At 43.6% G+C, this 15,102-nt stretch carries 5 protein-coding genes; 1 reads left to right on the forward strand and 4 read right to left on the reverse strand.

Annotation, left to right across the window (positions count from 1 at the left end; genetic code table 11):
• The first annotated feature begins 80 nt into the window (after window positions 1-80).
• Window positions 81-7,013, forward strand: a complete 6,933-nt coding sequence (locus X939_RS0111450) for a DUF7948 domain-containing protein (protein ID WP_198034392.1) — start codon at window positions 81-83, stop codon at window positions 7,011-7,013.
• Between the two features lie 143 nt (window positions 7,014-7,156).
• Here X939_RS0111450 and X939_RS0111455 read toward each other — a convergent pair whose 3' ends face one another.
• The 4 genes from X939_RS0111455 to X939_RS0111470 all read right to left on the reverse strand — a co-directional run bounded on the left by X939_RS0111455 (window position 7,157) and on the right by X939_RS0111470 (window position 15,075).
• Window positions 7,157-10,156, reverse strand: a complete 3,000-nt coding sequence (locus X939_RS0111455) for a sensor histidine kinase (RefSeq protein ID WP_198034393.1) — start codon at window positions 10,154-10,156, stop codon at window positions 7,157-7,159.
• 531 nt (window positions 10,157-10,687) lie between these two features.
• Window positions 10,688-12,190: an acyl-CoA dehydrogenase family protein gene (locus X939_RS0111460; protein WP_025763412.1), complete on the reverse strand. Its 1,503-nt coding sequence runs from the start codon at window positions 12,188-12,190 to the stop codon at window positions 10,688-10,690.
• Window positions 12,191-12,214: 24 nt separating this feature from the next.
• Window positions 12,215-14,482, reverse strand: coding sequence for an ACP S-malonyltransferase (gene fabD, locus X939_RS0111465; RefSeq protein WP_025763413.1), 2,268 nt, complete (start codon window positions 14,480-14,482; stop codon window positions 12,215-12,217).
• Window positions 14,479-15,075, reverse strand: coding sequence for a hypothetical protein (locus X939_RS0111470; RefSeq protein WP_025763414.1), 597 nt, complete (start codon window positions 15,073-15,075; stop codon window positions 14,479-14,481). The genes fabD and X939_RS0111470 overlap by 4 nt, the downstream gene beginning before the upstream one ends.
• Window positions 15,076-15,102: the final 27 nt, after the last annotated feature.

Consider the following 15,102-nt stretch of genomic DNA (forward strand, 5'->3'; position numbering starts at 1 on the left):
TAATTATAAACCAATTTCCGATTGCCTATGATGCCAGAATAGTTTGATTTTTTTTTACACACTTAACCCTAATGATCCAAATGTTACAAAATGTACGTGTTCTTACGTTATTAGTGATGTGTAGTCTAACACCGATAACCAGTTTATGGAGTCGTGGTGCAGGACTCCCACCATTTACACAGAATGAAAGAAAAATAATTACTTCCAATGACCAGAGGAAAAGCGAGGGACTCAGTCGGACTCCCCATGGAGATAAGAAAGTGGATGCTGGCGGTTTTATCGAAAATAGAGGTCAGATCCGGGATTTAAACGGCAGGGCGAATAACTTGGTGCAGTACCTCTTGCAGGCGCAAGGTTTGAATGTACAACTTCGCAAAACAGGATTTAGTTACGATACCTATGTACAGGAAGGAGGTTCACCTCTACGTTTTCACCGCATAGATATCGAATTGTTGGGTGCCAATCCGCATGCTAAAATAATTGCTCAGGAGAAGATGCCAGGGAGGGATAATTTTATTCGATCAGATATTTCCTACAAATCAGTTTATCAATATAAGGAGGTTCTTTATCAGAACATATATCCGGGGATAGACCTAGAATTTCTTGCTCATCCTAATCATGATAAGTTGGTAGAGTATAACTTTATCATTCATCCTGGAGCCGATCCATCCTTAATCCGTCTTCAATATAATGGGGCTCATTCCATCGGACTTAATGGTGATAGTATCGTGATGAAGTTAAATCAAGGCCAACTGAGCGAACATATTCCTGCTAGCTGGCTAACTCAGACAAAGGAATCCTTGGCCGTCACCTATGCTCATTTGAGCCAAAATACCTTTGGCTTTAAAGTTCCGGAATATGATCGTAGTAAGACACTGGTAATTGACCCCACACCTAATCTGGAATGGGCTACTTATTATGGTGGTACTAATTCTGAAATAGTGTACGGAGTTGATTCGGATTCGGAAGGGAACATGTATGTGACGGGCTCGACGACGAGTACGACCAATATTGCTAGTTCAGGAGCTTATGATGGAACCTTTGGCACCCCCAATCAAGCAAATGACCGTGATATTTTCATTGCTAAATTTAGTCCTACCGGGCAAAGAATCTGGGGGACATATTATGGGGGTGCCGATAATGACCAAGGGTTAGGGGTGACCTACCATAGTGGAAAGATATATCTGGCTGCCTCGGCAGAGAGCCCAGATATGGCCACGGCTGGGGCACACCAGACCATAGCCAATCAGCAAACGGCCCTTGTTGCCCGCTTCAATGCTGCCTCCGGGATGCTTGAGTGGGCGACGTATTATGGAGGCAACCGTACATCCCAGACTGAAAACTTGGATCACGCAGGTTTTTTTCAAAAAATAGCCATCGACAAGGATGGGAATATATTCGCCATAGGTGGGAGCGAATTGAATTTATTCCCTTCTCAACCTGACCAATCTGGAGATATCGCTACGCCGGGAACCTTCCGTACGTCCGGAGGAAGTTCTACTTCGTTTTTAGTGAAATTCAATGCATCTGGGGAGCGAGTGTGGGGAACGTTTCTGGTAGGTAAAAATTCTAGGAAACTATTCACAGAAGCGGCATTTGATTTAGCAATAGATTCCTCGGGCGATGTGTACGTATCTGGACAGGGTTCCGACCCTACCGATGATGTGAATTGGGCAAAGAATGTAGGTGAAGGTACGACTGTTCAGAATGGATATGTGGGTAAAATTTCGGGTGCGAATGGCACTCTAATATGGGGACGGTTTATCGATGGAGCTGTCGCCTCGGTTAGTATAGATGAAGCTAATAACTCCCTTCATATTGTGGGAGATACCAGGGCTAGCGCTGGTATTGCTTCTGCGGGTTCATATAAATCGAGCTTAGGTTCTGCCCGTGATGGATACTGGATGACCCTTGATCTTGGCGGACATTATCAAAAAGGCACTTACCTGGGAGGACTGAGTGGTACTACTATGGCTACAGACAGCAAGCTAGATGGGCAAGGGAATATTATAATTCTGGGGCAGTCCAATACGACTGGAAGTGAACTGGCTACAGAATGCGCCTATCAGCCCAATACGGCAGGTGGTTGGGATGTGTTCTTGAACAAATTTGATATTGCAAGCGGTCAAAGATCTTGGGGAACTTATTATGGCGTTTCCGGCAATGAAACGGTAGGGCTAACGGGCGGTGGTTCTTATGGGCAATTGCCGGCCCGGCGTACCTTAGCATTACTGCCGAATCAATCGGTAGGTTTGGGTCTTACTACTTCGAACTCTGGTCTTTCTACACCCGGAACTCATCAACAAACCATATCAGGAAGCTCCGATATGGTTCTTGCAAAATTTAATGTAGGCTCTATACCGAGCGGATTTAAGGTGACAGCCAGTAGTCTAGCTCCTTTGAGTCAAGATGCTTGTATTTTGGGCATTCCCAATAATATTATTGGGAATGCAGTAGGGGTCAGCTATCCTGAAGGAAATAATTCGAAGATATTCTACCAATGGCAACAGTCCAGCCAACTCTCAGGTCCCTGGAGTGATTTGGTAGGAGAAGTGTTTAAGGATTTGCAGCCTCTAGCTTCCAATTCCACCATGTATTATCGCCGCTTGGTCAAGGTGTTGGGAGAGAATTGTATGTTGGAAGCCGTAGATAGTTCTCAGGTTGCCACTGTAAATATTAACAGTAGTGTTTCCCCCATTGCCCAGGCAGATGGACCTCAATGGTATGTTTGCGGGCCAGGTAATAACACTGTAATGTTGAATGGTACAGCAAGTGGTGGTTCGGGCAGCTACGGGTTCCAGTGGTATAGAGGTAGTTCCAGTTCTGGTACGGCCCTGGTTGAAACGGCAGATTTGACTACTCCTGCCGTGACAGAAGCTACCACCTTTACTTTGAAGGTCACCGATACGGCTGGCTGTGTAGATATAGACCAGGTAACAGTGGTGCCTGCCATAGCTAAAGCGGGGGAGGATCAATCTCTCTGTCAAGGGGGGAACGGTGTACAGATTGGGACTGCTCCTGTGGCTAGTCCGCAAGTTAACTACTCTTGGACCAGTGTTTCAGGGAGCCCTGTTAGCAGTCTAAGTTGCACAAATTGTGCTCAGCCCATAGCTAATCCTACGGTAGCAACGGTTTACCGCCTGATGGTAACCGTAACTCAAAAGGATGGTACCACCTGCAATAGTACAGATGAGGTGACTGTTTCACCTATATCTGCTCCTAATGGGTCCTTAACTTTTGCAGGAACGGATAAGACCATTTGTAAAAATACGACGGTAACGCTGGGAGAAGCCAACGATGCTAGTTTCCAATACACCTGGACAACGGGCCAATATCTTTCCAATGCGCAAATCGCCAATCCAATATTTAACGCTGGGACGGCGTCAGTGGCAAATTGTGCAATTAATTATCTTGTAAGCGCTCAAAAGAGCGGTTGTGTTTTTACGGATGAGGTAAAGGTTTCAGTGGTTAATCCTGCCATAAACTACCAGAATGAAACGAAATGTGGCCCTCTTTGGGTAGGTCAATTTGAAGAGGCGAATTGTGCCCAGGCGACATATTCCTGGGAAGTGGTTAGTGGAAATGGGTCTATATTGAATCAGGTGAATGGAGGGGAACGGGCTTATCTGAAGAGCAACTCCGGCATCACTCAATTTCGTCGATCGGTAACCCTGAATGGAGTTTCATGTTCGGCAGATGTGTTTATTGATGCTTGTAGCGGTGGAGCCCCCGCGTGTGATTTTGAAATTGTAACCAGATCTGAACAGGGTTGCCCTAAGGTATTCGGGTCTATGGTCCTTCAACTGGGTACCACGGTTTCAGACCCAGCAAGTTATAATTTTTCATGGAGCCCGGCCCAGCTGGTAGATAATCCCTCAGCGGCGGAGGTTACCATTAATTCGGAACGGGAGGCGACAATTAGCCTGACTATAACCAATAAATATGATCCCGGTATAGCCTGTACCAAATCGATCGTAGTGAATCGTCCGGGATGGGCTTTACCGGTCTTTGATGCCCAGGATCGTTATACTTGCCCCGGTCAACCTATACAAATAGGTAATCCAGCCAATGCGGGTTTTGCTTATTCCTGGATGCCTTATGAAGGTCTGAATAACCCCAACTTATCGAACCCTACAGCTTCCATTTCTAGCTCGCGTACCTATTCAGTCGAGATTTTGGAGACAAGCAGTGGGTGTAAAACGAAGGAAAATGTACTGGTAAATGTTTCGGCACCTGAAGCAAGCGCTGGCAACGACCGTGCCATTTGTAATGGAGCTACTGTAACTCTGGGCACTCCGGCTCCGACGGGCACAAATTGGCAGTATTCCTGGTCACCTTCAGGGGCGCCCTGGACCAACGGGACCACTCATACCGACGCTCAACCGCAACTAGAGTTTGCATTTACGACGCCTCAGACCTTTATCCTGACGGTAACAGATCCTCTTTCGGGTTGTACGGCTACCGATCAGGTGGTGCTAAGCAATACCGTTACGGCCGGGGAATATGCGGGAGCAGCTCAAACAACCTGTGAAGGAGTCGCAGTGACCTTGGGCCGTAATGCGGAGCCCTATGCACAATATCAATGGTTTATGGCCGATGGTGTTACACCAGCGGTGGGGCTAAGTAGTAATACAGTAGCCAATCCGACCCTGACAAATCCTGTTGAATCCAACAATTATGTGGTTCAGGTTAGTTATCCTGGTTGTAGTACCCCATTGAGCGATATTGTTGCCGTTACAGTTAATGAATTTCCTGAATTAGATCTTAAGGACCAAGTCGTATGTCCGGCAGGTCCCCTAGCCATTGGATACGGGGCGGCGGGAAATCCTACTGCCCCCGACGGAGCTACTTATCTTTGGAGCCCTTCTGCCGGACTGAACAGTACTACTGTGGCCAATCCTCTTGCTACCGTGTCTGCGGAAACAGTATATACGGTTCGGGTTACTCTAGCCAGTGGTTGTATCTATACAGATGAAGTAAGGGTTCGTCCTTCCGCCGATGCAGGATCAGATGTGGAAATTTGTCCGGGCGAGACCACAGTCATTGGAAAAGAGGCGCTCGAAGGTGCTATCTATTCGTGGTCTGGAGGTCCTATCGTAAGCGGAGCTAATACGGCTCAGCCTAGGGTAAACCCTGCCAACACCACTACTTATACCGTATCAGTAACCTTGGATGGCTGCACGACCAGCGACCAGGTACAAGTACGTGTAAATTCTATGTCCGATTTCAGCATTGCCGGTAACACTTCTATTTGCGAAGGTTCTACTACTACCCTAGGATTGGTAGGGGTTGCAGCACCCAATACGGCCTGGCAATGGAGCCCCACTGCAGGATTGTCTGCTCCTAATAGCACTTCCACGACTGTTACTCCCGCTGCTACCGGTACCTACCGGCTAACGCAAACCAACCGAAGCACAGGCTGTAGCAATTTCAAGGAGGTAGTAGTGGTAGTAAGTCCTAATAATATACAGGCGACCTCTTCAAATTTGGAAATCTGCGCTAATGAGGCGACTAGTTTGCCACTTTCTGTGACCCCTGCCGGCGACTATCAGTATGTCTGGAGTCCGTCCACGGGACTATCCAATGCCTATGTTGCTAATCCTACTGTGAGTACAGGGAGTAGTAGGAATTATCAGGTAACGGTTACAGACAATACTAGTAAATGTCAGGTGGTCAAGAACGTTGCGGTGACTATCAAAAGTGCGCAAACCTGTTTGCCCCCAGTTGCTTTATCAGGAAATATATTTCATGATGCCAACGGACTTAAGGATGCACAGGTGAATATGAGCTCGGCACTGCCAATACCAGATAACTTGTTTGTAACTTTGGTAGATCAAAATGGGAACGTTCTCAGAACCGTACCTGTCGGCAGCGATGCTGGGTATAATTTTGGACTCACCGAGCCAGGACATTACAATCTTGTTTTACATCAGGGGGCTGCATCGACAGCAACACCTAGTTTACCCGAGGGCTGGTTAAACACTGGAGAAAATTTGGGACTGGGCAATGGAAACGATGCTGCCATTAATGGGGTTCTAACGGCAGTTCAGGTTAGTACTTTTGATATTATAAATGCTAATTTTGGAATTCAACAACCTCCGGTAGCAGATCCTAAGGAGTATTTGATCGACCAGCCCACTACGGGACAGCTAGTACCCCTGGATGGGACGCATGTATCAGTTGGGGCCGGTACTACTTCTCCAAACCAGATGACGGGGACTGATTCTGAAGATGGTGCCTTGGATGGCTCTAACAAGAACCGTGTCGTCATCATTAATACTTTGCCTGATAACGGTGTCCTTTATTATGATGGACAGCAGGTGTTTGCCGGTCAACAGATCAAGAATTACGATCCATCCAAAACGGCTATTGAGCTTACTGGATCGGGATACTCAAGCACTACCTACCGTTACTCCTATGTCGATGAGGCAGGAGCTATTTCCGCTCCTGTCGATTATACGATTCGCTGGGGAGCACCCTTGCCAGTGACCCTCATTGGCTTCTCTGCCAAAGCTAATGAGCACAGGGTGTTATTAGAATGGAGTACTGCCGATGAAACCCGTGCGGATCGATTTGAAATACTACGGAGTGCCAATGGTAAACGCTGGGAATCGCTCGGATTAGTCCAGGCCGCCGGGAACAGCGCTGTTACTCAATACTATTCATTTGCCGATCTTCAGCCACTTCAGGGCGGGAATATCTATAGATTAAAAATGATCGACCAAGATGGTAGCCAAGCCTACAGTAGAATGGTTCAGGTTCAGATGGATGCGGCCTTCGAAATAAGCATTTATCCAAATCCTGTCAGGGAATTTTTGAATTTAAATGTTCCCGATTGGTCTAAGGTGAGTACCGTTGAGCTCAATCATATTGATGGCAAGCAGGTCTATAAGGATATTGCCTCCAGAAGCAAATCTATTAATATTAAAGGTTTTGTGGAAGGTTCCTATATACTCAGAATTAATTACCATAATGGGGCAGTTCAGACCCTGAAATTTGTACATCTAAAATAGATCCTTGAGGGATTATTGATTAGCAGTCCGGTCGTGAATCCTATTTACGACCGGATTTTTTTTGATTTACCTTGATAAGCTTACCACCCATGAAAGGTCTGTCACCGTTGAAAATTTCCCTGCAATATTTTGTTTAGAAACGGTCAGTCATTATTTCGTGGTAATTTAGGTAATCGAAGAAAAACCTCTGTTCCTGAACTTACTCGATATTGGAGATCAACATGCAGCATTTCGCATATTCTTTTGATCATAATGAGTCCAAGACCATTATAGTCCTCTGGTGGCCGCTGGGCTGCTTTTTCCGAACGATCGTTCATCCATTCTACTAGATAGGCAGGCATTTCTATTCCATTATTTTTAATAGAAAGCTCTTCGTAATCTTGGCTGGTCTGAGAAGTAATCTGGACTGCCCCCACTTCATTATTTTTGATAGCATTATCCACTAGATTGTGAATAACCATTCCGAATAACCCCTTGTTGGTGTATATGTTTGATTTGGAGTCAATAGAAATATGTACCTTGTCCGTGCCTGCAATATCCAAGCTTCTTAGTAAATCCACATTCTGTATCACCAGATCTCTTAGGTTTAGCTGCTGCTGATCGGTATTTGAACCTTTACTAAGAATTTTCAAAAAGCTTGTGATATGCTCCGTGAGATGGAGCATTTTTTGAATGGTATTATAAATGATTGGACTGTTGGTCTGAAGGTCAGTTAACCGTCTTGCCGTGGATATACTCAGTACCCATTCGTTAATAAAGCGTAATGGAGATCGTATATCGTGCGTCAGTGAGGCTATAATAAAGTGACTTAATTGATTTTGTCTTTGTAGCTGAGATTGACTAATCTCTAGTTCTCTAACCGTCTGTAACAGTGTAAGTGTCTTATTTCTGACTTTTACTTCTAATATTCTATTCAGGCGAAGGGCTCTATTGAGTCTCGACTGGAGAATGGTGTAGGTTAGCAATAATAACAGAATCATCAAAGTAGACAGGGCCCACCAGGTTTCATACCATTTGGGAGGGATCTTTATATAGAGACTTTTTATAACTTCCTGGCTTTTATTAAAACCTGAAATACTCTTTATCTGTATCGTATAATTGCCTGGATTGGGTCGAGTAAGGACTATATTGAAATCGCCTCTTTTTTGCTCATACCAGCCTGCATTAGAAAATTGCTGGGATGAAATACTATAATAAAAGCGTTGATTTAACTGATTACTAAATTCGGGCTGACTATAATTAATGGTAATTTGCTCAGGTCGATCAGTAAGTATCAAACTATCATTCTTAAAGGAACTGATTCGATCATTGATCCGGATTTGGTCAATTCTTATTTTATTAGCTCCTTTATGGTTGGTGAATGCACGGGGCTCATAAAAAACCAATCCATCCATAGAAGGGAAGGAGAGCATACCATTACTTAGGGTAAGGCTGCAAGACTGGCATCCTCCATTGAATTCGTTGGTACTCAATCCTTTCGATTTGTTATAGAATTTATAATAGGGCAGTCGATCACCTTCTTGTAAGGCAATCATTTGTTGTTTTTTAAATTGAAAAATTCCATTGTTGGTGGGTACCCATAAAAATCCATACAGGTCTTCCGTAATGCAATGTGCATGGGCCAGATAGCCACGCTCATCGACAGGGTATTTGGTGACCAAGCCATTCCGAATAAGGAATAATCCATTTTCATAGGTGCTGACCCATATTTCGTTTGGATTAGGAGTATACATGCCTCGAACATATATGCCGTCGAATTGTTTATATCGCTCGACAATTTTGTTTTTTAAATGAATTTTAAATAGCCCTGCACCCGTACCTACCCACATGGTAGAATCGCTGTCCTGACTCATAAATGAAATTTTAGTCAATGGAGGACCAATAAATATTTTGAGGTGAAAATTATCCTTTTGAGGATCAATATAGTGTAGTCCTATTCTAAGCATCCCCAGCCAGATTCTACCATCGGTATCCTTATAAAACTGGGAAATATGATCGGCTAATTTCATTTTCTTTAAGCAGGTTTGTCCGGTAGAATCATAGACATAGAGCAAATCGCTTTCTTTCCTCCAGATTCTCCCTTTATGGTCGTTGATTATCGCATACTTATCATAACGGAAATCACTTTTGATACGGGGTAGATATTGATTGGTCCATGATCCATCCTTTTGTATTGTGAATAGATTCCCCTGACTGGTAAGAATACGATTAGGTTTTATGGCGATCTGACCATAATAGATATTATCTGCATTTTTGGAGGAGTCCAGGGCTACCTGGAAAATTTTTGCCGTATAGACGAACAAACCTTTTGCACTGCTACCGATAAAAATCTGCTCCGATTTTTCGTCATAATATATCGAATTGATGGTTATGTTAGCCAACTCCAGATCGGATAAAATGGCTTGGCCTGTCAAGCCTGATTTTGAATCGGCTCGGAGATAATAGAGGATGCGATTGCTATAAACAAATGCCTGATTCGTTGCATTACTCCAATAAATTCTATAAGATGAGCCCAATGAAAAGGGGAGTTTTCCTGTCCACTTCCTTTTTTTGTCAAATCTGGTAATTGTCCCGTCTTTTTTCAGATGGTATAGGGTATTATTTAGCCGGAAATACGACCAGTAATCGTTAGTCCTATGGGCGTATCCGACCACCTTTTTTAATGATTGGAAAAGAAATATGCTGTCACTTTTACAATAGAAATGACTGCTGGGGGTAAATGGGATAAGGTAGTCTTCATTTTCCTGCTGGTATATGTTAAGATTTGGAAGACCACTGGCCACCTCAAACTTTTTATTCAAAAATCCGGGGAAAGCCGGATTGTAAATATTGGTATCAACAGGTGATATACCCCGGGTTAATACGCCATCCTTAATGTTGAAAAATTCATTGCTGGAGGTAGTGGCATAAATGGCCCTTTCATCCTTAGGATTGGGCTGAATATTAATAACACTCCGTAAAAACTTGAACTGATTATATTCCGAGAACTGATGGCCATCAAACCTGGATATTCCCCCATCTGTAATGATCCATAAATACCCTGAATGATCCATTACCATGCTACGTACACTATTTTGTGGAAGGCCATGTTCTTCCGTATAGTTAGTAACCATAAATTTTCCAGCATCTCTGGTATATGGCAAGACCTGGGCTGTTAATCGTATGCTAAGCAGCTGAATAACCATTGTCCATAACAATATATAGAGCAGGTGCGGACGAAAATTAAATAAAAAGTTATACACTCTTAACGGGGCAGTGTGATGTCGGGTTGAATAGAATTTATTGGATTACAATAGTAACCAGTTGTGTCTAGAAATGAAATAATATCCGAGATTAATTATCTGTTGCTAACGAGAAAGAAACCGATCACCCTGATTTACAGTAACCGATTGTCCCGAACATCTTAATCCGGTCGTGCAGCTGTGCTTTAAGGTTAAGGAGAGCCTATTTACGAACAGGCATGTTTAAACTCTGGACGGGGGGCATAAATTGAAGACCTACCGTATAAAAAGCAGATATTCTTCAGGGGTTAAAATCCGATGAGTGTTAAGGGTTTTTGGAAACCTAATAAAGAGGGGGAAGGTGGTAGACAGAAGCTTTATTACGCTTCAATCCAACAACTTCCCCTTAAATATGGGCTAATTTAATTTTGAAGAGGAGGACTTAAAATACCCTTACGGAAAAGATAGCCAATTACTATTTTCCTGATAATCGACCGTGAATTGGCCTAGCTTAGGAGGGTGATAGGCGCAGGCAACTTTTGCGAGCTCTACATGAAGTAGAGATTGAGCCGACTCGATGAGTTGGCTATTATAGCCAAGATTGTTTAATTCCATCAGATATTCTGAAGCTACCACCTTCGCTATCATTTTCCCGAGAAGAATCATCTTTCTTTGTGGTACTTCGGCGTAGAGTGTAAAATCGAGCTCATTCTTGAAAAAGCCGGACGCCTTGCCAGTTCGGGGAGCCTGGCTTAAATATTCGAAGACGTTAAGGATTTTTCTAAACTTCATTTCTCTTAATGCTGTTTCTGCAATTTGGTTATAAAGCAACTCATTTGGGCCTTCAAATATCTGGAAGGGCCTACTATCCAAAATACTCATGCCTGCTTTGCTGCTGAATCGGAAACCTTTTGAACCGTTAAGCTGAAGTAATATTTGTGCGGACTCCTGCATCAGGTCGGTTATCAACGCTTTCATACTATTGGCTTCCAGTCCATGAGGAGAAGCATTTTTATCCATTCCACTAATTTTGCAGCTCCTGGTACACATGGCCGAACACAGGGTATAAGCATATTGTAATTTTGCTAGTTGGTATTGAATATTATCGTAAAGGTGTAGTGACTTGCCCCCAACTTTGCGTTGGGTACAATGCTGAATGGCTTCGTCTAAAATTCTTTTTAAAAAGCCCATAGCCATTCCAGGAAACTGGAGCCGGCTATTATGCAAAATATCCAGCATCATTTTAATGCCGGTACCTTTGGAAGTTAGTTTCTGCCTTTCAGGCACGACAATATCAATTTTATTAAGACCATAGGGGATCATAAAAAGTCCCAGATTGTCGTAATATTCCTGAACCTCTATACCTTGTTCCGCTTGATTACCATCACTGATAAAGAAGTCAATATCCGCTGCGAGCTCGCCCGAGGGTAGTCGTTTTCGAGAAGCAACCAGCCAATAGTCAGCCAAGCCGGTGGGGCCTTGCCAATGTTTCATCCCCTTAATATGGTAGCCATTATTCCCATAGCTGTGACTGGTTTTCAGGTTTAAGGCGTCACTTCCATAATCGGGTTCTGTCAACATAAGGCCACCCATATGGCTACTTTCCAAAAAATTTTTGAATACACTTTTTTGTATATCCTTATCGGCATACTTTGCGACAGGTTGTAGGAAAAGAAACATATTGATCCCTAACAGCAGGGAAAGAGGCAGCGACTCGTAAGCGGTTGTAGATAGCAAGCCCATCGATTCTCTGATACAGCCCCCTCTGCCACCATACTGTTTTGGGATACTTACGGATAGTGGTTTTTTGGAGAGGATTTTTTTGATCACCTCTGGGCTAACTCCGTGGGGACGATCCCGGTATTCTTTTTGCAGCCAATTTTTTATCTGCTGTTGTTGCTCTTCGAGAAAGGTCGAATACGGTATGGTAGTACTTTCCGAGCTGTAGGTATTCATTTTCAAGAGATATATTTGTATAAGTTAACGACAAAAACTTTCGAAGCGTCTTTTTAATAGGAGGGCTGTTTCGGTCATGAGTTCTTCAGCAATGATATCGACATGTCGATTGGGCCAATCTTGAAGTTTACTGCCCTTAACCCATTGGTTAAAGGCCCCCATGGCAGGTCCACAATGAACTTGATAGTCTACCAGCTGCTGGGGGTTTCCTTCGAGTGCCAGTGCATTGCTATGTCCAAAATACCAGCGAAAAAGATAAGCTAACTTCTGCTTAGGATTTTTTTCTGCCACCGCAATTTGTTCCGCTGAATAGTAATCTTTTACATCATCATAGACTTGTTCGAAACTCCGTTTGAAATACCGATCTTCTAACTGTATACGGGTTTGTTCGTCAATTTCTTCGAGGGCATTAAATCGTTTATAAAGGTCATATAATTTGTTTGCTCGTCCCGAGAAAAGAGTTCCTTTCTTAAGTACCTGAACTTTAGCCCCGATTTCGAACATATCCCCAGCGGGAGCATAGTCGGTATCTTGGATATTAACCTGTTGTAAAAGATCCTTTACAGCAGGACTTATACCCGACTCAACCGTACATTGGTTAATGGATCCCGTGAGAATAAAGTCGGCACCCAGTACAAAGGCTGCGGCCGCAGCTTCCGGTGTTCCAATTCCACCGGCTGCGCCTACCCGGATTTTTTTTTGGTAGCAGTATTGTTCCATGATTTCATCGCGCAACCGCATTATGGTAGGAACCAGAGCAAAGGCTACGCCCCGGTCTGTATGACCTCCAGAGTCTGCCTCTACACAAATATCATCGGCCATGGGTATATTAGTGGCCAGAGAAGCTTGTTCAGCTGTGATTTGTTGGTTCTGGAGTAGCTTTTTAATGAGTTTTTCAGGGGCTGGTTTCATAAATGCTGCAGCTACCTCTGGTCTGGAAACTTTCGCCATTATCCGGGTTGGAATAACAACCTGCCCTTGGGTATTTTTTTTAATACCAGAAAGGCGTAATCTGACCAATGAGATGCTAATTTGCATATAAGCTGAGGCTTCAATATTACGGATTTGACGATCTAAAAATAAGTCAACCAGTTCCTCTTCCATAGACCCATTCAACAGGTTCATTCCAAAACTTTCTCCCTGGTCCAATTGATCCTGGATATAGGTTATGGCAGCCGCTATGGCTGGCAATTTTAATCCGCCTGTGCCAAAATAGGCCATCAATTTTGCCCGGGCCATCTTTACAACTAATTCCTTAGATGCAATGCCATGTACCATTGCTCCACAGGCATAGGCATACTTTACCCGGTAATCGGCTAGATACTCGGCAGATCCTAAGTCCTGGGGCCGTATGCACCGATCGCTCGATGTGGTTGCTGAGGTGCCTGAATTAGTTCGAATGAGTACATGGTTGCAAAGATCTTTAAAACTATTCTCAGACATCGGGATAGGTTCTTTTTGAATGTGAATGAGCATTTTTTTAAGTACGTCTCCTGGGCCTAATTCTATAAATTCTGTCCCCTTATATGATAGTAAGTAGCTTATACTTTCATACCATCGAACGGGTTGGCTTATCTGCTTTTCCAATAGATCTGGAATATATTGCATACCGTATGGTCTTGCTGTAACATTAGAAATCACCTGAATTTTTAAGGAATTATATGAGAAGCTTTTGGCAAAGTCCCCAAATTCTTTTGCGGCTTCTACCATATACCGGGAGTGAAATGCTCCGCTAACATTTAACGGGAAATATAGTTTCAGACCCTGATCTTCAAATACCTGCTGGGCCGCCTGTATCTGGTCGCTGGGACCGGTAATTACGATTTGATGTGAAGAATTATAATTGGCAATGTCAATCTCTGTAAAATGATTTTTCTCGAGGATTTTACGCACCTCATTCATCCGCATGCCCAATAGGGCAGCCATGCCTCCACTGGCCTTTTCCGACATAAGCTCTGCCCGCTTCTTTACTAATTGGAGTCCCGTTTCGAACGAAAATCCTCCTGCTGCAAATAAGGCTACATATTCTCCGAAACTATGGCCTAGCAAACAGTCCGGCATGCTGGCTTGTTCTATATGTTTTAAATAGTCCATAACACTTACCACGTATAATGCCGGTTGGGTATACTGCGTATTGTTGAGGAGCCGATGGGGGTCATGTATGCATAAATCTTGTAGATCGTAACCCATGATGTGGTTGGCAGTTTCCATGAGTTCGGGAAATAAGGGGAACAAATCCTGTCCCATACCTCTGAATTGAGACCCTTGTCCAGGGAACATACAGACTTTCATAATTTGAAGCTTAGTTTATAGGAACAAATGCTGTTTTCAGATATTGACTCTATTTCCATACAAATTTGATATGGAAGATGAAGTGCATCGTTGATGCCCTGGATATACGCATCTATGGGAGGGCTGATATATTGTTCGATCCCCAACTCTCTGCAGATACGATGATAGCGGTCAATTCCTGTAAATCGTATTTCAACCAGATGCTCTTCATACTTCAAAAATTGAAAGATGTATTCGGGGCTACTACGAAAAATAGATGCAATGGAAATTTTCGCTATACCCTTCGCATTTCGTTCGATGGAAGGCTTAAGAATTAGCATTTGCTTTGCAGTCTTCTGGCCTAAAGCATAGGTAGTAGCCTTAGAGAGTTCTTCCATGCATTCATAGCCAAACTTTTCTCCTGCGGCTTTAAGCATTAATCCATAGAAGGAAGAGGTGGCATTTGATAACTTAAAAACTACTTCAGAAAAGCTTTCAGGGAAGAAATCAGCAATAATCTCTTCGGCAGGCATATGGGGTAAATATTGATCCTCTCCTCTATAGCTAGAGGCGAGTGCATAAATAGGAGGCGTAGGGGTAAGGGGAGTGTTCATATAAGCAGTATCGTTTAAGGATTGATC

The organism is Dyadobacter tibetensis Y620-1, assembly GCF_000566685.1.
Taxonomy (GTDB): domain Bacteria; phylum Bacteroidota; class Bacteroidia; order Cytophagales; family Spirosomataceae; genus Dyadobacter; species Dyadobacter tibetensis.

What these genes read in the sequence shown, in the direction of transcription:
- X939_RS0111450 (WP_198034392.1), top strand. Translation starts at nt 81, where the DNA reads ATGTTACAAAATGTACGTGTTCTTACGTTATTAGTGATGTGTAGTCTA.
- X939_RS0111460 (WP_025763412.1), bottom strand. Translation starts at nt 12,190, where the DNA reads ATGAATACCTACAGCTCGGAAAGTACTACCATACCGTATTCGACCTTT.
- fabD (WP_025763413.1), bottom strand. Translation starts at nt 14,482, where the DNA reads ATGAAAGTCTGTATGTTCCCTGGACAAGGGTCTCAATTCAGAGGTATG.
- X939_RS0111470 (WP_025763414.1), bottom strand. Translation starts at nt 15,075, where the DNA reads ATGAACACTCCCCTTACCCCTACGCCTCCTATTTATGCACTCGCCTCT.